This window comes from Mobiluncus sp. (assembly GCF_985070215.1).
This window is the reverse complement of record NZ_CFKZQR010000010.1, coordinates 32400-57710: the sequence shown is the minus strand read 5'-3', so window position 1 is coordinate 57710 and position 25311 is coordinate 32400. Positions and strand designations below refer to the sequence as shown.

The following is a 25311-nucleotide window of genomic DNA, read 5'->3' as shown; positions in this document are numbered from 1 at the left end:
GCTGCCATTATTGGCAGCTACCCGGCTATTCTCCCCTTATAATCCCCGATTCCAATTTGATACCTATGGAATTGGCTCTTCCGGACACTCTTTCAGCACCCCCATCATGGCCTGTTTCTCTGCCGGGGTCACCCACAGCCCGTATTTCGCTTTCACCGCAATCTGACGCGCCACGTAAGCGCAGCGATAATCGCGTGCGGGCGGCAACCATTCGGACGCATCTTGCGATTGTTTATCCTGATTGGCCTGGCCTTTTACCGCTTCCAAGTTCAGCGGATCGTTGGCGATGGCTTCGCGTTCCTGCTGGCTGAGCTGCTGACCTCCAGTACGCCACACGTTACCCAACGCCACCACGTGATCAATCTGGACCGCGTCAGAGGTTTCCTGCGACCGCCTGAAATCAATGGTTTCCCCGGTGTATTTATCGTGCAAAACTCCGCTTTGTACCACGCAGTGAGCAGGAGTGTTGTTCGTAGCCGCCCGGTATTCGACGTCCTCTAGGTCGCGAGCCAACACTTCGTTGCGGGTATTGCAATCGTCGCCATCGAGGTCCAGCCACCCCTTGCCGAACAGCTGCTCGCGATCAAAATCGCGGAAAGGGTCTTTGTCGCGTACTTCCAAAGTGTCCAACACGTCCCTGGCTGGGGCTCCCGCATTTTTTCCGGCGGCGGTGTCACGAGTCTGGTCCCCGGCGTTCCCGGATTGGCTGGCGGAATGGGTCTGGTCGCTGCCGATGAGCCCGAAGAACCAGCCGTCATCCCCAACAAACTGAGTGCCCAAACCGGTCACGGCCACCACGGCGAACGCCGCCAGAGCCAAGTTGCGTCCCCGCTGGTTACGGTTTGAACTCTTGCCAAACCACCCGTCCCAAGGCGCTACCTGCGGAGTTTCCGGTTCCAGACCGCGGTTTTCCTCCGGTGTGGCACCCTGACCAGTTTTGTTCTGTTTGCTCATGCTTCCAGCCTAACGAAGTAATCTTGCCCGGTCACATCTGCCACCAGCCCCACACCGCGAGGGCTGTCCCCGAAGTCGGCAAAATCAACGACGGTGTCTCGTGACGGTGCCACCACGGACTGAGGCGTGAAAACTCCGGCGGTAAAACCGGCAAAATCCGGGTCTAGGGCCACCCAATCCACCAGCTCCATCCAATTCAGTTTGTCGGATTGGCCGGTCACATCGTCCTCAGTGGTATCTGTTGCCACCGCGGCATCCAGCTTCGCGAGGCGGGTTTCGACTTCTCGGCCCAATGACTCCAAGCCCGGCAGGATTCGGTTGGCACTCCAGGAAGCGGAATCACGCCACACTTCAAAGCCGACTCCGGCTTGCACCAGGCGCCGCCGGGCCAGATGCATCCCCAAACTATTGCGCTCTATCCCCAGGAAACGTCGCCCCAGTTGGGCTGCCGCCACCAGAGTGGAGCCAGATCCGGCGAAGCAGTCCATCACCAGTCCCCCCGGCGGGCACGCCGCGGCGATGGCACGTTGCATGACTTCCACTGGCTTTTGGGTCGGATACCCCACCCAGGTTTCAGAATGATTTGGCGGCCGGGAAATCTGCCAAACATCGGGGGCGACCATACCCTGCGGGTTGAACAGTTCGCGACGTTTCGGGGCTATGGTTGCGTTATAAGCCACCCGCACCGCGTCGGGGTCGAAAAAGTAGCGGCGCCGGTCGCGGGCATAAAACAGGATGGTGTCGTGTTTGTGGCCGAAAGCCCGCCGCGATCCCCCGCCCGAAGCGTAAGCCCACACAATCTCGTTGACCAGGCTATTTGCCCCGAACACCTCGTCCAGGACCAGGCGCAACGCGGCGGAGGAATGCCAATCACAGTGGACAAAAATCGTTCCTGTTGGCGACAAAAATCGCCGTAGCACCGTCAGTCTCTCGTACAGATTTTGCAGGTAGTCCGCGGTTTGCCAGCGGTCGCCGTATTGTTTTACAGCGATGGTGCGTTTCGGGCCAGCCCGGCGGTGCGTCCGAATCTGTTGCACATAATCCGCCCCGGAGTTAAACGGCGGATCAATATAGATACAGTCGACGCTGCCCTCATATTGGGGCAATAATCCGCTCATGACCTGCAAGTTTTCCCCGACATAGAGGCGGTTTTCGCACTGCGATGTCGCGACTTCGCCCCCAAGCATTTCACGATAGTGCTCAGCTCGGACGTAGGGCCGGGGCGTGGCCAGTGTCACTTCGTGTTTTCCGCGCCACGTCAAAGCCAGTTCCGGGGGTTTTTCCTGCACCATCCCATCCTACTGTGGGCGGCTCAGCCGGCAATAACCCCCCACTTCCGGAGGGAAGCCATGCTTTTCACCCCCAGAGAAATTCCGCGGCAGGGCATGGCGCAATCGGCTAAAATGGGATTCACAGCCAAGCGGGAGGAAACGGGTCATGAGTGAGGACAGTGGGGGTTTGTTCGATAACCCCTTTGAATCACCGTTCGACAACGTGCCTTTTTCCGTCAATAGGCTGCCCAACCTGACCCGTGACCGGGTTAAGAAAGTCTTGGAAGGACACAACTGGAGTTACCAGGTCAACCACGAAGGTGACGTGGGCGGGGCTTGGCAAAACGGCATCTATTACTTTCAAGTAACCGGGGAAAAGGACACTATCCTCTGCGTGCGCGGCACTTGGCGCGGAGAACCGGAACTAGACGATTTCATCCTGATTAACTCGATTTGTAACCGTTGGAACACGGATTATTACTGGCCGAAAGCCTACGCGCGAGTGACCGAGGATCGCGAAGTCTACGTGCATACGGAACTGCCCATCAGCTGGCGTACCGGCTTGACGGACGCACAGCTGGACGAACAGGTACGTTGTGCCTTGGAATCCAGCGAGGATTTCTTTGAGCATCTGGCCGAGCAGCTCCCCAACGCGATGCCGGAACCGGACGAAGATTCCGAATAGGCTTTTAGCTGGGCAGCAACCACCACAGGGCGCGGCCTTTGGCTCGGTAACGCTCCAAGAAACGTTCCATCCGCACCGACCAATAGGATCCCAAACCGTGGCGCACCCGCAGAACCTGCCGGGCAGCATCTTTGCTCTTCTTTGGGTAGGTCAGCTCCGCATAGAAACCCCGCGGAGAAATCAGCCCATAATCCCAACACAAACTCAACACTGATTCGATTTCTTCCAAGGTTTCGGGCAACACTTTGTTTCTCTGGCCGGTCAGTTCCTCAATAATCAAATCCGTGACCTGGCGGCTCATCAAGTGAGCCATGTCGCGAGTCTGCATCGGGACGGGTGCCGGGACGGAATCGCTATCCGTGGTGAGTTCGCGCGTGTCCATAGCGATAGCCGAACCAATCCCGAAAATATTGCGATACGTGGGATTGCGGAAAGTTCGCGGCAGCACCGTCACTACCTGACCGGAAGCGTTTTGCTGGGTCTTTGCGTCCACCCGTAGCCGCCCCCAGCCGTCATAGAGATCCTCGCGCAGATCAGCTCCGTTCGCGTCATGCACTGCCAAGGGCGTGAGGACCCGCGCCGCCTCCACCGCCACCAAATCACATTCCATCTCTCCGGGCTGGCCCTCGCCGTGTACCGGAACGAACCTGACTCTTCGCCCATTGATCGAAGCCAGACGCATATCTTTGTGCAGAATCAGGCGGTGCGTATCGATGAGATGCACCAGGGCGGTCTGCATGTCCTCTTCCATCTTCGGGTCGTCGGTGTGGCCGTACATCCACGGCCGTCCCGCATCGAAAAAGTGCAGTTCCACCCGCGAGCGCAGAAAAGCGGCCCGCAGCACCTCGTCCACGCACAGGGCATATTCCAGCGCCCCGTAAAAGCCGCCCATGCCGCGAGCGGAACGACCGATAGCGATGACTTTCGGTTTGCCTCCCACCGGGGAATCCTGCAGTTCAAACAGCAGTCTGCGCAGTTCCGCTTCCCCCGCGATGGCACTGTCCAGGCGGTCCAAGACACAGGTCGGCACCGTGGTCGCTTCCGCGGGAATGCCCGCTACTCGATCGATATCGTGTCCGGTGGCAATGACCAGGTAATCGTAGGGCACCCGCGCAACTTGACCCTCCAGGTGTGAGCCGGTAAAAGTCAGTTGGACCTGGGGACGAGGGTCGTCACGGTAGCCTTTGGGGTAAACCGCAGTAGCCATGCCTTGGTGAAAAATAATGCCTTTGCGCCGGTAAAGCGGACCGAGCGGGACAGCTTGCCGATGCACCGGTTGCAGGCCGGAGGCAATCTGGGCCATGACATCTGGATTCGTCCAAGCCGAGCCGGGGCTGATGACGATGACATCGTGGTCGTCTTTCAGGCGGTGTTTTAAGCCGAGGGCTGTGGAGTGGCCGGCCATTCCCGCGCCTATGACAACAATACGTGCCATCTTAGTATCCTTTTCTTTTCAGGAGTTCCGCCGAAAACGTTGCCCCGCAACGTTTTTTCACCGGCTCCACACCACCACGCGCCGACACACACTTGCTGAGCTCGCTGTCGGCACGCCAACCGGCTCCTATGACAACAATCCGGGCCATGGTTCACCTGGCTGAATTGTCCAGGCGGACTTTGATGGTGCTGGTGGCTTGTTCCACAGGCTTGATTTTCAGCTGGTCGATATTCACGTGCGCCGGCAAGTTCAAGGTCCACACAATAGCTTGGGCGATATCGGCCCCCACCAGCGGATAGTCCACCCCGGCATAAACGCCCTCCGCCGCAGCCTTGTCCTCCAGGCGCGACAGGGAAAATTCCGGGGTTTGCACCAATCCGGGCATAATCTCGATAATCCGAATCGGCTGACCCACCAACTCCAGGCGCAGCGTCTCGGGCAGCATCGCCTCGGCGTGTTTGGCGGCGGTATAACCCGCCCCGCCCGGGTACGTCTCGTGACCGGCAGTCGAGGTGACGAACACCAAATCCCCACCCCCGTGAGCCAACATTTGCGGCAGGAAAGCCTGGGTGACCTGCAGGGAAGACAAAACGTTGATGCTGTACATGGTTTTCCACCGCTCCAGCTTTGCCTCCATTACGGTGTCGGTGCCGCGCGCGCCCCCGGCATTGTTGACCACCGCATCAACGACCTGTCCCTCGGCGGTGGCCCACTCGAACAGCGCCTGGACGTGCTCAGGAATGGTCAGGTCAGCGGCAAAAGCCGCGCAGCCCGTCTCATAAGCCAGTGCGGCCAGCCTTTCGGCGCGCCGGGCGGTCGCCAACACCTCCCACCCGCAGGAACACAGCTGTTTCACGGTTTCCCACCCGATTCCGGTAGAAGCCCCGGTCACCAGCACTCGTCCCGGCTGGCGGGCCGGTCGCGTTTCGGGAACTGTAATTCCAAAACTTTGGGGGTCAAGAGGGTGTGAGGACGGCTTTACGGGTCCGGGTGTGATGCTCATCTTTCGGTCACCTTTCCAGAATTTTTGGCTACAGAGCCACGCTATAGACTTAGCCTATAGGAAAACGACTCCGGCGGTTTGCTCTGAACGCCGAGGAAAACCGCGCAAATCAGGAAAAGAGGCAAGATGAAACTCGGTTTTATTGGAATGGGTGCCATGGGCTCGGCGATTGCGGCGGGGGCTCTCAAACATGACTTCGTCAAGGCCTGTGACCTGAGTTTTTCTGATTTCGGCGTAACCCCGGGTGAACACCCGCTGACCAAAGAGTTCGGAGCCCAGCAGGTGGCTTCTAACCGGGAACTGGTCGGGTCAGTTGACGCGGTGGTCATTGCGGTGAAACCGAAACATATCGGCACGGTCCTCACCGAAATCGCCCCGGAACTGGGAGGCAAGCTGGTCATTTCCATCGCCGGAGGGGTCGGGCTGGACCATCTGGAGAGCTGGTTGTCCCCGGACACCCCCATTGTGCGGGTCATGCCAAACCTGAACGCACAGGTCAACGCCGCCATGTCGGCCTTGTGCGCGAACGCGGCGGTAACCCCGGAACAAAAGCAGTACGCCCTGGGCCTGTTCAACGCGGTGGGCCGCACGGTCGAGCTGGAGGAATCCTTGTTCCCCGCGTTTACCGCCATTGCTGGTTGCGCCCCCGCCTGGACTTATACCTACGTGGAAGCCTTGGCGAAAGCCGGTGTGGCGGCGGGGCTGACAAAGGCTGCGGCCATTGAGTCCGCGACCCAGATGCTGCTGGGCTCCGCCCTCATGCTGCAAGACGGTTTGGAAAAGGGCGCTCACCCCGGCCAGCTGGTCGATAGAGTGTGTTCCCCTGGCGGCTCCACCATCGCCGGTTTGCTGGCGGGCGAGGACGCGGGATTTTCACGGGCCGTAGTACACATGGTTGAAGGCGCTATGGCCGGGGACGCCAAAGCGACCCAGAAATAACCCCACCCCACCGAACGCGTTAGGGTAGCGGGAACGCGAGCGGGTAGACTATTGCAGGTAAATCACGACGATAAAAGGAAAACGATGACCGAGAGACTGAAAGCTCCGAGCGTACCAGCAAAGACGACCCTGGACGGGATTGAGGACAAATGGCGCGAGGTGTGGGCGCAGACGCAGACCTACGCTTTTGACCCGGACACTACCCGGGAAGCCGTTTACTCTATCGATACCCCGCCGCCCACCGTGTCTGGCTCGCTGCACGTCGGTCACGTGTTTTCCTACACACACACGGATTTGGTGGCGCGTTACCAGCGGATGCGCGGCAAGAACGTGTTTTACCCGATGGGCTGGGACGACAACGGTCTGCCGACCGAGCGCCGGGTGCAAAACTATTTCGGGGTGCGCTGCGACCCGTCCCTGCCCTACGTGCCTGATTTCACTCCGCCGTATGAGGGCGGAGAAGGCAAGTCCATCAAAAACGCCGACCAGGTGCCGATTAGCCGCAAAAATTTCGTGGAACTGTGCGAACGCTTGACCGCTGAGGACGAAAAACAGTTTGAGGAACTCTGGCGGACGCTGGGGCTGTCTATCGACTGGTCCTACACGATGCAGACTATTGGTAAGTCTGCGCAAAAGGTGGCGCAGACGTTTTTCCTGCGTAACTTTGCTCGCGGCGAGGTGTACGCGGCCGAAGCGCCGGGTCTGTGGGACGTCACGTTCCAGACCGCGGTGGCACAAGCCGAGCTGGAAGCGCGCGACTATCCCGGCTCCTACCATTCTTTTGCGTTCCACCGCGAGGACGGCAAGGGCGACATCGTTATCGAGACGACCCGTCCGGAACTGCTGGGGGCGTGCTGCGCGCTGATTGCCCACCCCGACGATGAACGTTACGCCGATATGTTCGGTACCTATGTCACGTCACCAGGGTTTGACGTGCGGGTTCCCGTGTTGGCTCATCCCGAGGCCGAGATGGACAAGGGTTCGGGTATCGCCATGTGCTGTACTTTCGGCGACCTGGTGGACGTGGATTGGTGGCGAGATTTGCAGCTGCCGACCCGAGTTATTCTGCGCAAGGACGGTCGGATTATTCCTGACGTGCCGGATTGGATTACTTCCGAGCGCGGTCGGGCGCTGTACCAGGAAACCGCCGGGAAAACGACGTTCTCTGCCCGGAAAGCTATCGTCGAGGCATTGCGGGAATCCGGGGAGATGCTGGGGGATCCGAAACCGACCCAGCGTATGACGAACTTTTACGAAAAAGGTGACAAGCCGCTGGAGATCGTGACTTCACGCCAGTGGTACATCCGCAACGGCGGCCAGCCTTATGCCCGCACCGCGGGAGGCACGGATCTGCGCGAGGAACTGTTGGCTCGCGGACGTGAACTGGACTTTGTGCCCGATTTCATGCGGGTTCGCTACGAGAACTGGGTCAACGGTTTGAATACCGACTGGCTCATTTCCCGCCAGCGTTTCTTTGGGGTGCCGCTGCCCCTGTGGTATCCGGTCAAGGACTCTGGTGAAACGGACTTTGACCACCCGATTTTGCCCAGTGAGGACGTGCTGCCTATCGATCCGACCACGGATACGCCCGCCGGATTCGATGAATCTCAGCGTGGCGTGCCAGGCGGTTTCGTGGCGGAAGTCGACATTATGGACACCTGGGCGACCTCTAGCCTGACTCCCGAAATTTATTCGGGTTTTGGGCGGGACGAAAAGCTGTTTGCGGCGACTTTCCCGATGGACTTGCGTCCCCAAGGTCAAGACATTATTCGCACCTGGCTGTTCTCGACCGTGGTGCGCTCCCACCTGGAGTTTGACACTCTGCCGTGGCGCCAAGCCGCGATTTCGGGCTGGATTTTGGATCCTGATCACAAAAAGATGTCCAAGTCCAAAGGCAACGTAGTGACCCCGATGGGGCTGCTGGAAAAGCACTCTTCCGACGCAGTGCGCTACTGGGCGGCCTCGGCCCGGCTGGGGACGGACGCGGCCTTTGACGAGGGTGAGATGAAGGTCGGGCGGCGTTTGGCCATCAAACTGTTGAACGCGTCGAAGTTCGCACTCTCCATGGGCGGGGACGCCGACCTGGTCCTGGATCCGGCGCTGGTAACGATCGAGGTAGACCGGTCTTTGATTGCCACCCTAGCGGAAGTCATCGCCTCCGCAACCAAGGCTTTCGAGGAAATGAACCATGCTCGTGCCCTGGAAGTGACCGAGAGTTTCTTCTGGACGCTGTGTGATGATTACTTGGAGCTGGTCAAGGATCGCGCTTACGGCAAGGATCCGGCGGCCGATAGCGCCGCGGTCGCCTCCGCACGCACGACCCTGGCACTAGCGATTGATAACGTGGTGCGCCTGCTCGCGCCGTTCCTGCCTTTCACCACTGAGGAAGTGTGGTCCTGGTATCGAACCGGTTCGGTGCATCGGGCGGCTTGGCCCAGCACGGATGGCTTGGATAGCGTGAGTGGTAATCCCCAGGTGCTACAGGCGGCAGGAGGAGCGCTGTCGGCCCTACGCAAGGTCAAGTCGGATGCCAAAGTGTCTCAGCGCACCCCGTTCTTGCACGCCACCGTGACTTTCCCCGAGCCCGATGTAGCGTGTGCCGAGGCGGCTCGCGCCGACTTGGTGGCAGCCAACCACGTGGAGGGCAAGCTGGAGTTCGTTGCTGGCGAGGTCGAATCCCCGCAGGTCAGCGCCGCCGAGCTGGGCGAGCCCCCGGTAAAACCGGCAAAACCGGCAAAATAGTTTCCCGCTCTAGCCCGGGAACAGTCCCCTTGCGCTCGCCTCGACGTTGCCACGAGGCGAGACGACTTTACGCCCACCAGCGCCGGAAACTCATCACCAAAACCATCTAGAAAAATGAACTATAGTTCATAAATCCATCAAAATTGGATAAAAAATGAACTATACTTCATAAATATGAATAAACTGATTCCTCGAGATTCCTACCTGCATCAGTTGCAGGCCATAGACGCAGAGGATTCTGCACAGAATTTAGTGCGTATCCTGACGGGAGTGCGCCGTAGCGGAAAGTCCTCTCTGCTGGCTCTTTACGAAGATTATCTGGTCAAGCAAGGAATCAAGCCGACTCAGATAATGAGCGTGAATTTCGAGGATCTTTCACAAGACCGGTTGCGCGACGCGAGGACGTTCCACAGTTCCGTGCAGCGCGCGGTCGAGGAACAGGGTATCCGCTTTTTGCATATTGACGAAGCCCAAGAACTCGATGATTGGGCGCGAGTGTTGAACTCTCTGAGGGAAAAGTACAATCTCAGAATTACGGTGACGGGCTCGAATGCTTCTCTGTTTGCAGGAGAGGGCCTCACCTATTTGGCAGGTCGCTATATCGCCGTGGACGTTTTACCGCTCTCTCTAGGGGAATACCGCAATTTCACCCAAGTTCCAGACTCCACCCCGCCTGAGCAGGCCTATGCGCAGTGGATGCGCGCTACCCTGCCGGCACCCGCCCTGATGACTAACCCCAAAGTCCGCAACCAAGCCATGAACAGCGTGTTCGACTCTATTTTCGCGCGCGACATCGTGACTCGGGGACAGCTGCGTGATACCGATACTTTCATGAAAGTGGCACGTTTCGTGTTTGACAACGCCGGCTCGCCGATTTCACCAGGACGGATTGCGACCCGCCTGGAATCGCAAGGTATCAAAGTTTCACCGCAAAGCGTGGACCGTTTTTTAGGTCTGATGGTCGATGCTCATATGTTTTACCCGTGTCGCCGCTACCAAACGCGCGGAGGACAATGGCTCCGCACCGGCGGAAAATACTATTTCATAGATCCGGGGTTACGCGATGTTCTGTTGGGGCACAAACAGTCAAACACTGGTCATGACTTGGAAAACATGGTGTTCCTAGAATTGCTCCGACGCGGTTACCAGGTCTCCAGCGCGGACACCCCGAAAGGGGAAATCGATTTCTTCGCCACGCACGAAGGCGAAAACCGCTACATCCAAGTTGCTTTGACCGTCTTGGATTCCACAACCCTGGCTCGGGAACTGCGACCGTTCGAAGCCCTACCCCCCGGTTCCAGCTGCACACTCTTAACCATGGACCGTCTCCCGCTCAACACCGGAGCTGTGCAACATCTCAACGCTGCTGACTTTCTAGCGGGCGCCCTGCTCAACGGCGGGGGGGATTTCTAGGCGCGCCGCCAGTTTACGTGCGTCTTCGGGCGTGTCGACGTCCATGCAATAATGCTGCGGGTCCGCCACTGCAGCCACCTCCAGGCGGGAAAAACCGCTGCGGATTGACCGGTTGCGAACTTGGGGCAGTCCCCGCAAGGCGTCCAGCCGGTAGCAACCGTGCAGGTACTGGAGTCGCGTTTCGCCATCGTCCGTCAGCGGCGCCGCCCCGGCGCAGCCCTCTAATTGCGTACACAGGTTCCCCCACAATCTTGGGGTCAGCGGTGCATCACAAGGCATGACCGCCACGACCGCAGAATCCGGCAGGTCCCCCAACTGAGACACCCCGGCATTGAGGCCCGCCAGCGGTCCGCCCAGAGGGGGATCTTCCAACGTCAGCACTACCCCGGGAGGAACCGACAGGCGTTCGGGCGCGACCACGACCTCCCGACCGGAGAACCTAGTGCGCTCGATTTCGGCAAAAACCCAGTCAATGAGCCTGGTGCCTCCCAAGCGATAATCGGGTTTGGACATCCCGCCCAAACGTTTCGCGGTCCCTCCTGCCAAAATCACCACCGCGTCCGGCACGACCGCGAGGTTTCCTGCACAGTTACACATTTACGTTCAGTCCGCCTCCTGGGTTTCGCGCTCTCTCTCGGGAGCGTTTAGGTAAATTGTAGGCTCTGTGCCGAACTTTGGTTTGGCTACCGACCGGGCACAAGCCGGTGGGTCGCGACCATCCCGTAGCGTTGTCAGTCCCCCGGCGCGCGGCGCAGCGGCAACGGTTCGGGCAAATCTAACGTAATACTCAACTGTAGCGCGGGGTCGGAAAACACCCTCCCGTTGGAAGTCATGGCGAGGGCGCGATATGCCGCACCCAAAACGTCCTTTTGAGTCAGTTCATGCAGCAGGGGGGTGCCTCCCGCAATCAGCGCCGTTGAGAGGGCCTCGCAATCCATCGCGTCAGGTCCCACCACAAGTGCCGCGCAAATATCGGTAAACGCGAGTTGCCCGTCCAGACCGCGAATGTGGCTGCGCACCAGACTGGGGACAATATCCGTTTGCGGTAGTGCGGAAAAGGAGAGGGACTCATTTTCTATTTGCAGGTTTCCTAGGAATTCCCGGCCTGTCCAGGGCGATTGCACTCTGATGGTGGCTCGGCGGTCCGGTGCCACAATTGACGAACCCCCGAAGGACACCAAGATGTCGCTGCCGCCCGATTGTGCAATGAGGGAAGCCAGGTGCGCGGCCGCGTAGCCTTTAGCGATACCTCCCAAATCCAGGCCCCCAGCCCCCGCTCTATCGGTGAGACGAGCCTGTTCGCCCCGCAGTTGGAGCGTTTCGGCACCCAATCCCAAGCACGGGAATAGTTTAAAGAACCCCCCGGTGCGCTGCGACCAATCCCGAGCAGCCCGAAACACCGCAGCACAATGCGGTCCGACATTGATCCACTCGGTGTTCAAGCGGCTCACGGGTGAATCCGCCCGAAACCGCGACAAGTCGTCCTCCAACTGCGCCACCCTTTGCGGCAGGCTCACCCGGAGGACCTCCGCGACCTGGGGAGCGCTGCGCCACGAGACCGTCACCAGCGTTCCCATCGCGGCAAAGGCCATCGTGGTTTCTCCGTGCATAGTCTGCGAGAGATGCACAACGCCTACTTTTGTGCGGTGTCCATAGCTGCCTGTACCGCGTCGAGGAACAACCGATGTGACAAGGACGCCCCGGCCACCCGATCGACCTGATTTTGGTCTCCGGTCTTTTGGAACTGTTGTACATAGCTCTGTTCGGCGCTGATAGCGTCTTGAGCGCGCTGATAGAACTCCGTGTCTACCGTGCCGCTGGCGGTCTTGCCGTAATTTTCGTCGTGTTCCGTCCCGTCTTTGTCATAGAGACGGAACTCTGCTTCAACCACCTGACCGTTCTTAATCGTAAAGCGGACTTTGCCGATAGTGCCGTCCGTTTCGGGCTGTGAGCTGCCCGCATATTGCCCATCGGGCAACGTTGAGGCCGCTGGGTAAGTCGCACAGCCACTCAGAGCGACCATACCGATAGCGAGCAATGCCCCCGCGGTCGTTTTACGCATCTTTCCCTCCTGTTTCCGACGTTTCCGGCGTGCCTGTTGTGGAATTTTGCGGCTGATTTTTTACCTCGCTGACGATTTTTCCGTGTTCCAAAATGATTTGACGCTGACCTTGCCGAGCTACGTTGGCATCATGGGTTACGACCAGCAGGGTGGTGCCCTCCCGGTGCAGCTGCGAAAAGAAGTCGATAACGATGTTTTCGTTTGCCTCGTCGAGGTTTCCGGTCGGTTCGTCCGCCAAAATGACAGAAGGGTGGTTGATGAGGGCACGAGCCACGCACACGCGCTGCTGCTCTCCTCCGGATAGTTCATGAGGGAGGTGGGTGGCGCGAGCGGACATGCCCACCCGGTCTAGTGCCTCCATTGCCTCGGCTTCATCGGGTAGGGAGTGGTAGTACTGGGCCATCATCACGTTTTCCACCGCGGAAAGGTGCTTGACCAGGTGGAACTGTTGAAAGATTAGACCAATCTTGCGGCGGCGCACTGCGGCCAATTCCAGCTCGCCCATCTTGTCCAGACGCTCCCCCTCCAGGTAAACCAGTCCTTCGGTGGGAGAATCCAGGCAGCCCAAAATGTTCATCAAGGTCGACTTGCCCGAACCGGAAGGTCCCACTACCGAGAGCCACTCGCCTCGGGCCACGTCCAGGCTGACATTATCCAGCGCCGCCAACTCGCCGTATTTTCGAGACACATTCTCGACTCGATAAATCAATTGTTCATCATTATTATCTGCCATAGCATTCTCACTCTCCACCAAGAACGTTTATAGGATTAATCCGGGCAATACGTTTAGCCGGCCACAGAGAACCGATAACCGCTACCGCTACCGAAAACACAATTGTGAGGACTATAATTATCCAGTTGATTTCTACTCGTGCCAGGAAAACTTTTTGCAATATGTAATCCGCCAGTCCAATTCCCAGCAGCACCCCTAAGAAGCCTCCGAACAGCCCTAATAGTATCGACTCTCCGATTAGCTCCGTGAATACGTCCTTACTCAAAGCCCCCAAGGCTTTTTTCAATCCGATCTCGCGGGCGCGTTCCGAAACAATCGAACTCAGTGTCGCGGATACCGCAATGAGCATCAGGGCGGAAATAATAATACTAACCACCCAAATTAGGTTGCTTAGAGTATGGGCGATGCGCGTCTCATTTTGCGTAGTCCGACGCACGACTTCAGCATCAATCCCGTTGACCTTTTTTTCGATAGTTTTCGCTAAGGCGCTAAGTTGGGCAGTATCACCTTTCAGGGAATATTCCACCAAACTATAGTGGTCGGCAACCCCACCCATAGCGGTATAACTGTCTGGGCTCAACACCGCCAGGTCGTCCTCGGGACCGCCGGTGCGCAGCAGCCCAGATATTTCCAACTGTTTGCCGGAATGGTTAACGTCTCCTGAGTTCTGCTCATCGTTGTTTTCCCGTAGCTGCGCCACCTTCAGGCCAATCAGGTCACCGACGTGCAGACGGAATTTTTCTGCGAGGTTCACGCCTAACAGGATCTGTTCGCTACCCTGCGGCACTTTCCCCTCGATTGACCAGTAGGGTCGAACTGACCGGACGTCGGCAAATTTCGTCACCATGAGGGGAACGGGCTGTTGCCCATAGAGCAGGTTACCGTAGCTGTAGCCGGCCCGCCCCAACAGGCTCTCGCCGCACTGCCGGTCGATGGCGGACACCGTTTCCGGAGTAATTACGTTGGAACCCTGGGGCAGCACCACCAGGTTTGCTCCAAAAGAGCGCAGTTCCTTGGCGATATAATCGGGAACCGTCACCGCCACCAGCCCCAACCCGGAGAGGGTAGAAGCACCCATCGCGATTGCTAGGGAAGCAATCAAAACTCGAGAGAAGCGGTGCGCAAAGGCTTTCCAGATGATGCGCACGAACATTCGTTTGTGTGAGTTCATTGCCGCCTACTTTCTGTGCAGGACTCGTGCCGGCTGCAAAGTCACCAACGCCCGGATTGAAGGTAAACAGCCCAGCAAAACCGTCAGCCCTACGATGACCGCCATCAGGGGGAACACCACCGGACGGATATTGATACTGACCCCAAATACCAGGTGGCCGACCAGTTGGGCCAGACCGATGCCGCCCAGGCACCCGAACGCGGCCCCGACCAGGCTCACGATGAAGGTTTCCGTCAGAATCATCAGTACCACAAACAGATTGCGCGCCCCCAAGGCTTTCATCAATCCAATCTCGGCGGAACGTTCCATCACCGAAGCGGTCACCAAGTTAGCGATGCCCAGAGCGGACCCCGCCATGGCTAAAATCGCCACCAAAGTCATAATGAGCTGGGTTTTTTCCAGAATCGTGCCCTCGCTGTCGGCGATTTGGTGAACGGGGGTCGCTACGGCGTTGCTCATGACTTCCTCAATCTGATAGGCGATTGAGGACGTGTAAGCGGTGCAGTACCAGGTCTCCCAGTCCTCCAGCGACAGTGAGCTGGGATCGCGGGCAGCACGGCGGGACAAATCATTTTCCGGCGTGGTGATAGCCCGCACCTCGACCCGATCGACTTGGCCCGGACGATTCGAGAGGCTCTGAGCTACGCTCAAGTCCGCAAACAGTTGCCGATCTTCATTGGAACCGGAGGTAAGAATGCCGCTGATGGTCAAAGATTGGCTGGGCGCGGAACCGGTTTCCCCATGCGGGGGTTTCAAGGTGAGAGAATCCCCCAGGTGCCAAGCGTTCTGCTGGGCCAGTTTCGTTCCGACCATGACTTCGTCGGGAGCCTTTGGCCAACTGCCTTGAATTTCCCACCAGTCGCGCATATCTGCCATGCCGGTATCGACTTTTTCTCCCGTGGGAATAGACAGCTTTTTGCGGAACCATGTCCCGACTACATCAATGTCTTGGCCTGAGAAATCGGCCTTGGTTTCCAGGAACGGAGCGAAGTTTTCGATGTTGTAGGCCCAAAAAATGGTTTTCAGTTTCGCCAGCTCGGATTCCTGCAACGCCCCGGACTGGGAATTCGCCGAGCTATCCGTATCCTCGAAGTCATAGAGTTGGGAAACTACGGATTTTCCTTGCGGTAGCACTTGGATATTGGCACCGTAAGAGCCAAGTTCCTGCTTGATTTTGTCCCCCACGTCCAGCATGACCGCGAGCATGGAAGTCGTGAGCCCCGCCCCTAAGAAAATCGTTACCGCAATCATGAGGCGCTTGCCGACCTGCCGGCGCAACGCCTTGAAAATCATCCTGAAAAAGAACATGGAAACTTATACCTTAGAGCCTTAGATTATTTTGGTTTTAAAGATTTTGGCGTGCCCACTCAGCTCGTCAGCAAAAAACCGCAATTCTTTCGGGCCCACTTCATACTTAATCGGAATGGGATTACAGCCACCGGGGAAACCAATAGTTTGAATGTTCATCATGACCCCGCAACGCCGGCAAATGACTTTCCCGCCGTCCTCGTAATAACCGGATTCACCACAAATCTCACACGCGTCGAGACCGCAACCGTAAGCCACCGCGTTCTTTTGAATGACGATGAAACGGACTTGCGTCCCGTCCTCGGTCACGTAGGCGAACCGATGCAGGTGTCCATCAGACACCAACTCCCGGCTCACAGAAACCACATTGCCTTTCACGGTGGAAGGCTCTATCGGGGATAACTCCGGAACGGCCTCCGCCACGCGCTTGCCAACAGTCAAGGCAGTAACGAATACAACCGTGCCACCCAAAGCCAGCTCCAAAAAGTGACGGCGGGTAATCCGATCCGCTTTCACTAAACGCGCTTCCGGGCCGGAAACGTTGACGGGTTTGGAGCCGAACCAAATGGCGATGATTCCAGGAATAGCGGTCAGCACCACCAGGGCCAACAGCATGACCGTGTTGGCATTTTGAATCCACAACACGAGTTCAAAAATGGTTCGCGACCGCGGCAGGAAACCACGTGCGGCGAGCTGCTGATACAGCAGGATAGAGCGCGGACCGATGACTACCAAAAATACCGCGGTAGTAATTGCTAAACGCACCATCGCGGGAACCAGCCTGGTGGCGCGCACGTAGGCCCATCCGGCGATGACCACCAGCAACGTCCCAAACGCAAATCCGGCAAAACGTGCCAGCGATTCCGTTTCTAGCGGGGAGGACCCCATCAGCACAATTTCATCGGTCGAAAATGCATATTCAAAGCCGAAATTGATGATGATGCTGACGGCAGTCAGCAGCGAGACAACCAGCAGTGCCCGATGTTTAGCACTCTGTTTAATGTCATAGAGGTCGGCGGCGCCAAACCACCAGGACACCCCCAGGAAACCTAGGGAACAAATCAGCATGACTGGAACCAGATAGAAGTTCATGGTGGGAACATCTATCAGGTTCGTATTCAGTCGAAACCATGCCAGCGTCGCCGCCGCTAGGGCTGCCACCACCAACACCACGGTGGTAATCCGAGCGACAACTCGGCGTTCCATCGGGGCATGTGGCCGTGCTGCCAGCAAGATTGCCAGCGGCACGAACAGCGGCAGCCCATAGCGGAGGGCGACAACAAATAACTTGAGCAATGAAATCTTCTTAGAGAATCTGCCCGTCCCACTGCCAGTTCTTGAACTCGAACTTCAGCGGTTCTTTCCAGAAGCGTCCCTTGACCGCGGAGGAATCCTTACCCGTATGCAGCATGAACTTGTCTTCCGGAGAGGGGATGGTGATGGTCACATCGTACAGACCGGGCTTGAGCTTGATGTTGTTGCCGTAGTGCGGACCATCAACGGCAATCATCGGCATCATAGTGCCCAAATCGGTTTCCTCACCGGTCTTTTGATCCTTGACCACGGCCTTCAAGTCGTCCAGGTAGGGCAGGTATGAATCGGCCGGGTACCCGAATTCTTCGGCCTTTTCATTGGTGGAAACGTCAATCTCAAAGTGCATATCAGATTCGGAGGCTGGAGGCATCTTCATCGAGCCATGTTCCATATCGACAGCCTGGAAGTATACGACGTTTACGTTCAGCGGTCCGTTGGTTTGTTCGCCGGAATCCCCGACCGGAAGTTCATTGATACCCACAACGTTGGGATCGCTGGGGGTTTCCGGCTGTTCCTGCTCGGTCGCCGGCTTGGTGTCCTGCGGCTTTGCCTGGTTGTCCGGGTTTTCGCCACAACCGCTGAGGCTCGTGCCCAACGCCAGGACGGCTGCCAGAGCCAGTAGCTTTTTATTCATTATTATTCCTTTCCGCTGTACGCTTCGACAGCGTCTTGTGTGTCTTCCCTCGAAGAGTGTTCTTCGGGAGCTTTATCATTACTTTCCGAGATAGAGGTGTCCGGACGAGTCTCGGAGTCACCCGCCTCCGGCTGGTCTGCTTTGGCCCGGCGGCGTTGCAGCAGAGCTAGGCCGACCAAAACTGCGGCGGTAATAATCTGGGCACCGAGGGTTTCCGCGGTGGGATAGAATCCTAGGAACACCACGGTAGGAACGGAAGGCACCACATGCGCCCCGACCAAAGCGGCCTCTTGCAGCTCTTTAATCGCCCCGCCCACGATGGCGACCGCCAGCAACGCCAGCAATATCGAAGTCCACTTAAAGAACGGCTTGAGCGGCAGGCGCACCCCGAACTGCCAGACCAGCACAAATAGAATCGCCAGGATGACCGCCGCCGTCACGCCACCCGCAACGATAAACCAATAATCGCTGCGGATTTTCGCCCCGGCGACAATCGGATAAAAGAACAGGATTGTTTCGGCACCCTCCCTGGCCACGGTGAGGAATGACACAAATGCCAGAGCAAAAACGCCTCCTGAGGCGGTTTTTTCGCCCGCGGTGGCCTTAATGTATTCTTCCCAACGCTTGCCACTGGATTTGCTAAGGATCCAGTTGGATACATAAATCAGCATCAGGGCGGCCGCCAGACCGGTAATCCCCTCCAGGAGTTCCTGACCCATTCCGCTCTGCACACTGGCGCTGAGCTGACCAAACAGAATAGCCAGACCGATTGAGATGGCCACGGCGATAACCACGCCCACCAGGATTCCCCGCAGCTGGTCGCGCCGTCCCGCTTTCAAAGCGTAAGTCACCAGAGCCGCTACCACCAGCAGGGCCTCCGCGCCTTCACGCAACAGAATCAGCAACGCAGCAAAGAAACCGGAAATCCCTAACGGTCCCGAGTCCTGCGTTTTCGAGTCCAGGAATTGCGCGTCCTCTACGAGCTTCGCAATCAGGTCCTTTCCGAGTTTCTCCTGTTGAGCCTGGTCACGACCGTCTTTGTAGCCCTGGCGCAAGTCGCTGAACATACCCTCAATCTCGGTTACCCGGCTGAAGCCTTTGTGCACAATGGTGTTATTTTCAAACCCGTCGGCTTCGTAATGCCCCAGATACGCTTCGGTAGCCAGGGTGAATGCCCGGTCGGCCTGTCCCTTGACGTAAGCGCTTTGCGCCTCGGTGATGTTTTGCGCAATCGTGTCAGCAACCCTGCTCCATTGATCAGCCACCTTAGGGGCTTTGACCAGCTGAGTTACCGTTTCTTTAAGCAAGTCTATGACTTTGTCACTGGCTTCACGAAGCGCCTCCGGGCTCGCACCGTCACGGCTGAGATTGCGTAAATTCAATAGTTCGGTGACGAACTTATCGTCAACGTCACGCCCCAAAGCGTGTTTGACCTGATCCTCCAGACCGCTCGTCTGGTAGTTCTCATAATAGGCTTGACGAATCAGAGTCTGGACTGCACTCGGATCGCCAGCTTCGGGAACCTCGTTCAGCTTTTCCTGCATTACCGACACAACATCAGACCATTCACCAAGGTCGGAGTTTTGGGTTGCGGCCGCGCTAGGCCAGACTACTCCCCCGAAGGCCAGCGCCAACACCACCGCAGAAAAACCTAAAATAAACCGCAGTCCTCGCGCCCCGAGGGAAGTCAGATTCCTGGTTGCGTTCACGATTCCATCAACTTCTTTCCAAATCAAAACACGTCAAGGCTACAGAAAAATAGCTATTAAGGCAAGCCTTTCCTAATTAATATAGCTTCATCGGGCTTTTCAGGTCTGAATTCACTTCACCGCCAATTAAGGGAATCTCGACTTACTGCGGCTCTTCCAAACGGCCGTTCAGCATGTCGAATCTGCGGTTGCAGTATTCATAAGCGGCCGCGTCATGCGTGACCATCACGACCGCGCTGCCCCCTCGTGCGAGCTCGCGGAATAGCCCCAGCACCGCCGCGGTGGAGTAATCGTCCAAATCTCCGGTCGGTTCATCCGCCAACAAAATCTCTGGTTGGGTCATAAGCGTGCGGGCGATGGCGACCCGACGCATCTCTCCCCCGGATAGTTCCGCGGGCCAGGCGTGGGCTAGGTCCGTAATGTCGAGCTTTTCCAGCAAATCCAACGCGCGATTGACGGGCAAAGACTCTACCGCCTCCGGGGACGATTGCACCGAAGAACGCCCTTGTGCCGGCAAAGTCGCGGGCAGCACCACGTTATCCAACACGTTGAGGGAACTGACCAGGGTTTGCTGCTGCGTAATCATGCCCAGACGAAACCGGCGCAGCTGAGACAGTTCCCGATCCGAGAGACCAGACAAATCCTCTCCTGCCACCCGAACCGTTCCTGAACTGGGCCGCAGCAGACCCATCATCAGGTTCAGCAGGGTCGTCTTCCCGTTGCCAGATTTGCCTGAAATGACCACGAACTGGTTGGCATCTATCTCCAGGCTGACGCTGTCTACCGCCTTGAACTCGCGGCCCCGCCGTGAAAACTTCTTGGTCACCTCGCATAGTTCCAGCAGCATCTATTGTCCCTCCCGCACGACCTGATAAGTTTCCTTTTGTAGCAGGCGCATCGCCGAGACTATGCTGGCCAGCACAGCACTGAGACACACCGTAACCAAGATGAGGCCACCCAGGGAACACTGGCTCCATACATCACTTTGCAGATAGGGCTGCTTCAAAGCCCTTTGAATGGCATTGCCAAAGGGCCGCAGCAGCGCCGCACTGAGCCCCAGCCCCAGCATGCCGCCCGCCAGGCTGACCAGCAGATTCTCTTTCAGCAGCATGCCCGTGAGCATCGTCCTGGTGGCGCCCATTATCCGTAGCGAGCCCAGCTCTTTGCTCCGAGACATGACGCTAACCCAGTTGACCGTCACCAACACCGCCAGCGATACTGCCCAAAAGATAATCAGAAAGACCCGCAAAGCACCCACGATATGCCCCACGCCTTCTTTGAGTCGGGAACTAATCCCGTTAGCGGACACAAAGCCCAAGCCCTTTAGCTGGGGGGATTTGGAAATATACTGCGCCACGTCCTCCGGGGCGTAACCGGGCTTGACCTTTACCATCACCGCGGAAACCCGGTGTCCAATCTGATCTGCGGGCAAGACCGGATGCCCCACCTTTTCCGCTTGGCGCGCCAAGATTTTCGTGGTCGCCAGATTGGCAAACACAGACGAATCCAGGTTCGTGCCCGTCGGCGCCAGCCGCGCGCTTACCGGAAATTCATAGTTAAACAGGCGAATCTTGCCCTGGGCATTAATCTGGACTTTGGAACCCGCGACCAACTCCCCGTCCTGCAGACCACGGGAATAAGTGGCTTGAATCCAGGGTTTAATGACAAAGTCGGTGTCCGGATCAATGCCGATAATTTGCAGCCGCACCTCGCAACAGCTCGCCATCAGGGAAGCAATATAGGTTTGCGTGGTGACCCGTTCCACTCCAGGAACGCTGGCAACCAAATCCGAAACATCATCCGGCAACAGGAACCCGCTCGGCTTTCCTCCACAGAGGTAAATATCCTTTGCGGACTGCTCAAACTGGGAAGGCACAATCATTATGTCCGCCCCCAGACGTTCCTTGACCGATGACAAGCCTTGACTGAGGTTCAGCGAAACCATTCCTGCACCGAACGTTATCGCGCTGAGCAGGACTGACACCAAAAACAGTCCTAAACTGCGGTAACGGTAATATTTGAGATTACGAAAAGGGAGTTTGCCCCAGGTTATCTGGCTGCTTTGCATTGCTGTTTATGCCGAGACTTTCTGAAGTTCCGAGCGATTCTTTTGATCCAGGAATATCGCCGCGCCAGCTGCCAGGATTCCTACACAACTCAGTGCCGTTAGCGTGGGCATGGCATACACGTTGCAAGACATTTCCTCGCCTTTGCACATTCCGATGAGCACGGTGACAATCGAAATTTCCAGCACGTAGATGAGGGCTGCGCCGAGGTTCAAACCGGTGCGAATTTGAGAGTTCACGAACAACGCCAGCAGCCCGATAATTACGAGGAGAATTCCAATCCCCAGACTGGCTTGAGCGGTCCAGTAGCACGCCATGTGTTGATGCGCCTCACCCATCGCTTTGCCAGCCTGCCCCATGTGGTCCATGTGGTCCATGTGGTCCATGCCGCCGGAATCTTTCATCCCGGACATATGTTCCATGCCGGAGCTGCGTTTGGCGGCGAACTCGCAAACCGGCGCAAAAGTCCGGGGCGCGATGGCAATGAGCAGTCCCAACACGATGGTAGGCAGCGAACCGATGATTTTATCTTTCATGCGAATTTCTCCTTGAATATTTAACGACGCAGACAATCATGACATAGCGCACAACAATTGGCAAGGCTTGCCTTACCTAAATAGAGAAAAACGTGTCCCACCAGCACAAAAGGGCACGAGTGTGTTATTCAGAGGGCGTTTCGCGCACCGCCTCGTGGTGACGGATGACTTCGTCCACGATGAAGCGCAGGAACTTCTTGGCGAACTCGGGGTCGAGCCCTGATGAGACGGCCAAAGCCTGGAGGCGCGCCACCTGCTGCGCCTCACGCTCCGGGTCAGCCGGGGGCAAATCTAGGCGTGCCTTTAGCTGACCGACTTTTTGGGTGCAACGAAACCGCTCCGCCAGCAGATGCACCAGCGCGGCGTCGATGTTGTCGATAGTGGCTCGGTATTCCTTGAGTTCAGCAGGGGTTTGCGGCGGGTTTGCGGCGATAGCTTCTTCGGCATGAGCAGTGTCCATTATTGCCCCTTCACTAGGTTCCCCTCTCACTTTACCGGGTCATCGCGCCGCAGCGGAGAGTTTCTCGAAACGTAAAACGGAGCCGCCCCCAGGAAAATCGCAACTTCGGCGTGAACCCGCCGGGGAATCTTGTGACGTAAACGTTAGGCGGTCTTTGCGACCGAGCCGCCATGAATGTCCTGCAGCACGTAGGTGGGCTCGGCGCCCTCAAAAACGCACTCAGCTTCGATGATGACTTCCGCCACATCTTCACGTGAGGGCAGGTCAAACATGATTTGAGAGAGGGTGTTTTCCATCAGGGTCGACAGCGAACGCGCCCCGGTACCGCGCTTCTCAGCCAGGTCGGCCACCGCGTGAATCGCCGCATCGGTGAAAGTCAGTTTCACCCCGTCGAGCTCAAACAGGTGCTGGTACTGCTTTAAGATGGCGTTCTTTGGCTCGGCCAAAACCCGGGACAAATCGTCAACGTCCAGGGCCGACACATTGGTAATGACCGGCAGACGGCCGATGAACTCCGGAATCAAACCGAACTTGTGCAGGTCATCGGGGGTCACTTTGGCGAACAGGTCGCCGTGTTCCTTTACGGACTTGAGATCCGAGCCAAACCCGGTGGAGCGCTGCCCCAACCGAGCTTTCACAATTTCGTCTAGACCGGCAAATGCCCCGGCGGCAATGAACAGGATCGAGGAGGTATCAATCTCGATAAATTCCTGATGCGGATGTTTGCGCCCGCCCTGGGGCGGCACGGAGGCGGTGGTGCCCTCGATAATCTTTAGCAGAGCCTGCTGCACGCCCTCGCCGGACACATCGCGAGTGATGGAGGCGTTTTCACCCTTGCGGGAAATCTTGTCTATTTCGTCAATATAGATAATGCCGCGTTCGGCCTTTTTCACGTCCCCATCGGCGGCTTGAATCAGGCGCAACAAGATGTTTTCCACGTCCTCGCCCACGTAGCCAGCTTCGGTCAGGGCGGTGGCGTCCACGATACAGAACGGAACTTTCAACAATCGCGCCAAAGACCGCGCCAGGTGCGTCTTTCCGGTTCCGGTGGGGCCGAGCAGCAGGATATTCGACTTCGTCAGCTCCATGCCGGTGTCTTCGCCGTGGCGTTGGGCGCGCACCCGCTTGTAGTGGTTATAGACCGCCACGGACAGGGCACGTTTCGCTTTTTCCTGACCAATCACGTATTCCTGCAGGAAATCGAAGATTTCATGCGGGGTCGGCAGGACGTCCAGCCCGCCTGCAGGGCTGCCGTCAAGTTCCTCCGCGATGATGTCATTGCACAGCTCGATGCACTCATCACAGATATACACGCCGGGACCGGCGATGAGCTTACGAACCTGACGCTGGGACTTTCCACAGAAAGAACACTTCAGCAGGTCGACCGATTCGGCAGTGCGTGACATGAGTTCCTCTCATAGACGAGTTCAGGCTGATTACGATTCTACGGTTTTAGAGGTTTTTATTCTCGTTAACACGCCTTTGAGGGCCAATCCGTCGACTCTGGGGTGCAGCTCGGCGGGTTTATGGTGTTCTGTAAAGTGTTTCGGGCAAGGATTTTGCATCGGCTCCGCGCGAGGCTTCTGGTGCCGGACGGGTAGCCCCGCACTTACCATTGTCGGTAGTTAAATACCCACATTTGTGGGTATATTTGTGCTGGCTGCCGTATTAGTATCAAACAGTCTTCGGGCTTAACATTCCCGGGATATCAGAAAGTCACAAATAGAAGGGGGCGCGATGCCTGACGTAATAGCTTACTTATTCATTGGTCTGGGTGTGCTGTCCGGCCTGTCGATGGTCATTTTTCGCAACAAAGCCAACGGTACCGCCCAGATTTGGACGGTTCTGCTAGCCGGGGCAATAATCATTGCCTTGGCGATCTTGAATTTCATGCAAGTTCTGCCTCCTATCAGCAACGTGGCCATAATCTGCATCAGCCTGGGGGCAATGGTCAGTGTCTTCTCTAGGAAATCATCAAACTGATAGACCCGTGGAGCGGCGGCGAACCCGACCTAGTGGCGAGTCGAGCGACCGATTAGCAACGCCCGCCCCGCGCTTCTGAACAGTGGACACCTCAGGGCATATCAGTACAAACAAAAGCTAACCAAGCCCAACCAAGGCTAAACACAGCAAAAAATCACGTGGCTCCACGCTATCAAAGCGTGAAGCCACGTTTCTGGCAAGTCACAATTAACTCGAGCTGCCTTTACGCGGCTCCAGCACCTGGTCAATCAGACCATATTCCAGCGCCTGGGGAGCCGTGAGAATCTTATCCCGGTCGATGTCCTCGTGCATTTGCTCCACGCTACGGTTGGAATGCTTCGACAGCGTTTCCTCCAGCCAAGCCCGCATCCGGTCGATTTCCTCAGCAATAATCGCCAAATCGGTGGCTTGACCCTGAGCGCCTTGAATGGCCGGCTGGTGAATCAGTACCCGCGCGTTGGGTAGCGCCAGACGCTTGCCCGGAGCACCCCCCGCCAGCAACACTGCCGCCGCGGACGCCGCCTGACCCAAACAAACCGTCTGAATCTCGGGCTTAATGTATTGCATCGTGTCATAAATCGCCGTCATCGCGGTAAAAGACCCGCCCGGAGAGTTGATGTACATGGTAATGAGCGAATCGGGATCCTGGCTTTCCAACACCAGCAGCTGCGCCATCACGTCATCGGCGGAGGCATCGTCCACCTGGTTACCCAGGAACACAATCCGATCTTCAAACAGTTTCGCATAAGGATCCTGGCGCTTGTAGCCGTAAGCCGTGCGTTCCTCGAAAGTCGGCAAGATATAGCGTGCGCTGGGCAACGCCGGAGCCGCCCCCGCGGGGACAGACGCACTGACGGGCGAAACCGCAGCAAACCCTGCCCCGGACATCCCTA

Annotated in this window: 24 protein-coding genes; 5 read left to right on the top strand and 19 right to left on the bottom strand. The window is 57.3% G+C overall.

Annotation, left to right across the window (positions count from 1 at the left end):
- Positions 1-63 precede the first annotated feature (63 nt).
- Together AC5LBQ_RS03650 and AC5LBQ_RS03645 are read right to left on the bottom strand one after the other, a co-directional pair.
- Positions 64-954 (bottom strand): HNH endonuclease family protein, encoded by an 891-nt coding sequence (locus AC5LBQ_RS03650; RefSeq protein WP_493264665.1) that lies wholly within the window; start codon positions 952-954, stop codon positions 64-66.
- On the bottom strand, positions 951-2246 hold the full coding sequence (locus AC5LBQ_RS03645) for a DNA-methyltransferase (RefSeq protein ID WP_493264664.1): 1296 nt from the start codon (positions 2244-2246) through the stop codon (positions 951-953). The genes AC5LBQ_RS03650 and AC5LBQ_RS03645 overlap by 4 nt, the downstream gene beginning before the upstream one ends.
- A 145-nt stretch (positions 2247-2391) precedes the next feature.
- Between AC5LBQ_RS03645 and AC5LBQ_RS03640 the strand changes: the two genes are divergently transcribed.
- Positions 2392-2910, top strand: coding sequence for a type III secretion system chaperone family protein (locus AC5LBQ_RS03640; RefSeq protein ID WP_493264663.1), 519 nt, complete (start codon positions 2392-2394; stop codon positions 2908-2910).
- Between the two features lie 4 nt (positions 2911-2914).
- Here the strand turns inward: AC5LBQ_RS03640 and AC5LBQ_RS03635 are convergent, their stop codons facing one another.
- Together AC5LBQ_RS03635 and AC5LBQ_RS03630 are read right to left on the bottom strand one after the other, a co-directional pair.
- The gene (locus AC5LBQ_RS03635; RefSeq protein ID WP_491681171.1) at positions 2915-4345 is read right to left on the bottom strand and encodes an FAD-dependent oxidoreductase; all 1431 of its coding nucleotides are present in this window, start codon (positions 4343-4345) and stop codon (positions 2915-2917) included.
- A 151-nt stretch (positions 4346-4496) separates the two neighbouring features.
- A complete protein-coding gene (locus AC5LBQ_RS03630) occupies positions 4497-5348 on the bottom strand; it encodes an SDR family oxidoreductase (protein ID WP_493264662.1) in 852 nt (283 codons plus the stop codon).
- 126 nt (positions 5349-5474) lie between these two features.
- Between AC5LBQ_RS03630 and proC the strand changes: the two genes are divergently transcribed.
- The 3 genes from proC (at position 5475) to AC5LBQ_RS03615 (ending at position 10442) form a co-directional block, all read left to right on the top strand.
- Positions 5475-6287 carry a pyrroline-5-carboxylate reductase gene (gene proC / locus AC5LBQ_RS03625; protein ID WP_493264661.1) on the top strand — a complete coding sequence of 271 codons (813 nt, stop codon included), beginning with the start codon at positions 5475-5477 and terminating at the stop codon, positions 6285-6287.
- Between the two features lie 84 nt (positions 6288-6371).
- Entirely contained in the window at positions 6372-9029 is a 2658-nt protein-coding gene (valS, locus tag AC5LBQ_RS03620; RefSeq protein WP_493264660.1) for a valine--tRNA ligase, read from the top strand.
- Between the two features lie 174 nt (positions 9030-9203).
- Positions 9204-10442, top strand: a complete 1239-nt coding sequence (locus AC5LBQ_RS03615; protein ID WP_493264659.1) for an ATP-binding protein — start codon at positions 9204-9206, stop codon at positions 10440-10442.
- Here AC5LBQ_RS03615 and mobA read toward each other — a convergent pair.
- The 14 genes from mobA to clpX form a co-directional block, all read right to left on the bottom strand.
- Positions 10404-11039 carry a molybdenum cofactor guanylyltransferase gene (mobA, locus tag AC5LBQ_RS03610; protein ID WP_493264658.1) on the bottom strand — a complete coding sequence of 212 codons (636 nt, stop codon included), beginning with the start codon at positions 11037-11039 and terminating at the stop codon, positions 10404-10406. The genes AC5LBQ_RS03615 and mobA overlap by 39 nt on opposite strands.
- Before the next feature lie 134 nt (positions 11040-11173).
- Positions 11174-12070 carry an FAD:protein FMN transferase gene (locus AC5LBQ_RS03605; protein WP_493264657.1) on the bottom strand — a complete coding sequence of 299 codons (897 nt, stop codon included), beginning with the start codon at positions 12068-12070 and terminating at the stop codon, positions 11174-11176.
- 5 nt (positions 12071-12075) lie between these two features.
- Complete coding sequence (locus AC5LBQ_RS03600) at positions 12076-12504, bottom strand: FMN-binding protein (protein WP_493264656.1); 429 nt, start codon at positions 12502-12504, stop codon at positions 12076-12078.
- The gene (locus AC5LBQ_RS03595; RefSeq protein ID WP_321077604.1) at positions 12497-13237 is read right to left on the bottom strand and encodes an ABC transporter ATP-binding protein; all 741 of its coding nucleotides are present in this window, start codon (positions 13235-13237) and stop codon (positions 12497-12499) included. Before AC5LBQ_RS03595 ends, AC5LBQ_RS03600 begins: the two co-directional genes overlap by 8 nt.
- Before the next feature lie 7 nt (positions 13238-13244).
- Complete coding sequence (locus tag AC5LBQ_RS03590) at positions 13245-14408, bottom strand: ABC transporter permease (RefSeq protein ID WP_493264655.1); 1164 nt, start codon at positions 14406-14408, stop codon at positions 13245-13247.
- A gap of 6 nt (positions 14409-14414) precedes the next feature.
- The gene (locus tag AC5LBQ_RS03585; RefSeq protein WP_493264654.1) at positions 14415-15716 is read right to left on the bottom strand and encodes an ABC transporter permease; all 1302 of its coding nucleotides are present in this window, start codon (positions 15714-15716) and stop codon (positions 14415-14417) included.
- A 21-nt stretch (positions 15717-15737) separates the two neighbouring features.
- Complete coding sequence (locus tag AC5LBQ_RS03580) at positions 15738-17012, bottom strand: DUF2318 domain-containing protein (protein ID WP_295027987.1); 1275 nt, start codon at positions 17010-17012, stop codon at positions 15738-15740.
- 10 nt (positions 17013-17022) lie between these two features.
- The gene (locus AC5LBQ_RS03575) at positions 17023-17664 is read right to left on the bottom strand and encodes an iron transporter (protein WP_307742136.1); all 642 of its coding nucleotides are present in this window, start codon (positions 17662-17664) and stop codon (positions 17023-17025) included.
- A gap of 2 nt (positions 17665-17666) precedes the next feature.
- Positions 17667-19373, bottom strand: a complete 1707-nt coding sequence (locus AC5LBQ_RS03570; RefSeq protein WP_493264653.1) for an FTR1 family iron permease — start codon at positions 19371-19373, stop codon at positions 17667-17669.
- A gap of 142 nt (positions 19374-19515) precedes the next feature.
- Positions 19516-20220 carry an ABC transporter ATP-binding protein gene (locus AC5LBQ_RS03565; RefSeq protein WP_307742138.1) on the bottom strand — a complete coding sequence of 235 codons (705 nt, stop codon included), beginning with the start codon at positions 20218-20220 and terminating at the stop codon, positions 19516-19518.
- Positions 20221-21357 carry an FtsX-like permease family protein gene (locus AC5LBQ_RS03560; protein ID WP_493264652.1) on the bottom strand — a complete coding sequence of 379 codons (1137 nt, stop codon included), beginning with the start codon at positions 21355-21357 and terminating at the stop codon, positions 20221-20223.
- A 90-nt stretch (positions 21358-21447) separates the two neighbouring features.
- Entirely contained in the window at positions 21448-21975 is a 528-nt protein-coding gene (locus tag AC5LBQ_RS03555; RefSeq protein ID WP_493264651.1) for a DUF4418 family protein, read from the bottom strand.
- 124 nt (positions 21976-22099) lie between these two features.
- The gene (locus AC5LBQ_RS03550; RefSeq protein WP_493264650.1) at positions 22100-22435 is read right to left on the bottom strand and encodes a chorismate mutase; all 336 of its coding nucleotides are present in this window, start codon (positions 22433-22435) and stop codon (positions 22100-22102) included.
- A 143-nt stretch (positions 22436-22578) separates the two neighbouring features.
- Positions 22579-23841, bottom strand: a complete 1263-nt coding sequence (gene clpX, locus AC5LBQ_RS03545; protein ID WP_493264649.1) for an ATP-dependent Clp protease ATP-binding subunit ClpX — start codon at positions 23839-23841, stop codon at positions 22579-22581.
- Positions 23842-24172: 331 nt separating this feature from the next.
- Between clpX and AC5LBQ_RS03540 the strand changes: the two genes are divergently transcribed.
- Positions 24173-24418: a hypothetical protein gene (locus AC5LBQ_RS03540; RefSeq protein WP_493264648.1), complete on the top strand. Its 246-nt coding sequence runs from the start codon at positions 24173-24175 to the stop codon at positions 24416-24418.
- Between the two features lie 207 nt (positions 24419-24625).
- Here the strand turns inward: AC5LBQ_RS03540 and AC5LBQ_RS03535 are convergent, their stop codons facing one another.
- The gene (locus AC5LBQ_RS03535; RefSeq protein ID WP_374042911.1) at positions 24626-25306 is read right to left on the bottom strand and encodes an ATP-dependent Clp protease proteolytic subunit; all 681 of its coding nucleotides are present in this window, start codon (positions 25304-25306) and stop codon (positions 24626-24628) included.
- Positions 25307-25311 lie beyond the last annotated feature (5 nt).

What these genes read in the sequence shown, in the direction of transcription:
- AC5LBQ_RS03630 (WP_493264662.1), bottom strand. Translation starts at nt 5,348, where the DNA reads ATGAGCATCACACCCGGACCCGTAAAGCCGTCCTCACACCCTCTTGAC.
- AC5LBQ_RS03645 (WP_493264664.1), bottom strand. Translation starts at nt 2,246, where the DNA reads ATGGTGCAGGAAAAACCCCCGGAACTGGCTTTGACGTGGCGCGGAAAA.
- AC5LBQ_RS03615 (WP_493264659.1), top strand. Translation starts at nt 9,204, where the DNA reads ATGAATAAACTGATTCCTCGAGATTCCTACCTGCATCAGTTGCAGGCC.
- AC5LBQ_RS03650 (WP_493264665.1), bottom strand. Translation starts at nt 954, where the DNA reads ATGAGCAAACAGAACAAAACTGGTCAGGGTGCCACACCGGAGGAAAAC.
- AC5LBQ_RS03590 (WP_493264655.1), bottom strand. Translation starts at nt 14,408, where the DNA reads ATGAACTCACACAAACGAATGTTCGTGCGCATCATCTGGAAAGCCTTT.
- AC5LBQ_RS03535 (WP_374042911.1), bottom strand. Translation starts at nt 25,306, where the DNA reads ATGTCCGGGGCAGGGTTTGCTGCGGTTTCGCCCGTCAGTGCGTCTGTC.
- AC5LBQ_RS03640 (WP_493264663.1), top strand. Translation starts at nt 2,392, where the DNA reads ATGAGTGAGGACAGTGGGGGTTTGTTCGATAACCCCTTTGAATCACCG.
- AC5LBQ_RS03555 (WP_493264651.1), bottom strand. Translation starts at nt 21,975, where the DNA reads ATGAAAGATAAAATCATCGGTTCGCTGCCTACCATCGTGTTGGGACTG.
- clpX (WP_493264649.1), bottom strand. Translation starts at nt 23,841, where the DNA reads ATGTCACGCACTGCCGAATCGGTCGACCTGCTGAAGTGTTCTTTCTGT.
- valS (WP_493264660.1), top strand. Translation starts at nt 6,372, where the DNA reads ATGACCGAGAGACTGAAAGCTCCGAGCGTACCAGCAAAGACGACCCTG.
- AC5LBQ_RS03585 (WP_493264654.1), bottom strand. Translation starts at nt 15,716, where the DNA reads ATGTTCTTTTTCAGGATGATTTTCAAGGCGTTGCGCCGGCAGGTCGGC.
- AC5LBQ_RS03565 (WP_307742138.1), bottom strand. Translation starts at nt 20,220, where the DNA reads ATGCTGCTGGAACTATGCGAGGTGACCAAGAAGTTTTCACGGCGGGGC.
- AC5LBQ_RS03575 (WP_307742136.1), bottom strand. Translation starts at nt 17,664, where the DNA reads ATGAATAAAAAGCTACTGGCTCTGGCAGCCGTCCTGGCGTTGGGCACG.
- mobA (WP_493264658.1), bottom strand. Translation starts at nt 11,039, where the DNA reads ATGTGTAACTGTGCAGGAAACCTCGCGGTCGTGCCGGACGCGGTGGTG.
- AC5LBQ_RS03540 (WP_493264648.1), top strand. Translation starts at nt 24,173, where the DNA reads ATGCCTGACGTAATAGCTTACTTATTCATTGGTCTGGGTGTGCTGTCC.
- AC5LBQ_RS03635 (WP_491681171.1), bottom strand. Translation starts at nt 4,345, where the DNA reads ATGGCACGTATTGTTGTCATAGGCGCGGGAATGGCCGGCCACTCCACA.
- AC5LBQ_RS03595 (WP_321077604.1), bottom strand. Translation starts at nt 13,237, where the DNA reads ATGGCAGATAATAATGATGAACAATTGATTTATCGAGTCGAGAATGTG.
- proC (WP_493264661.1), top strand. Translation starts at nt 5,475, where the DNA reads ATGAAACTCGGTTTTATTGGAATGGGTGCCATGGGCTCGGCGATTGCG.
- AC5LBQ_RS03600 (WP_493264656.1), bottom strand. Translation starts at nt 12,504, where the DNA reads ATGCGTAAAACGACCGCGGGGGCATTGCTCGCTATCGGTATGGTCGCT.
- AC5LBQ_RS03550 (WP_493264650.1), bottom strand. Translation starts at nt 22,435, where the DNA reads ATGGACACTGCTCATGCCGAAGAAGCTATCGCCGCAAACCCGCCGCAA.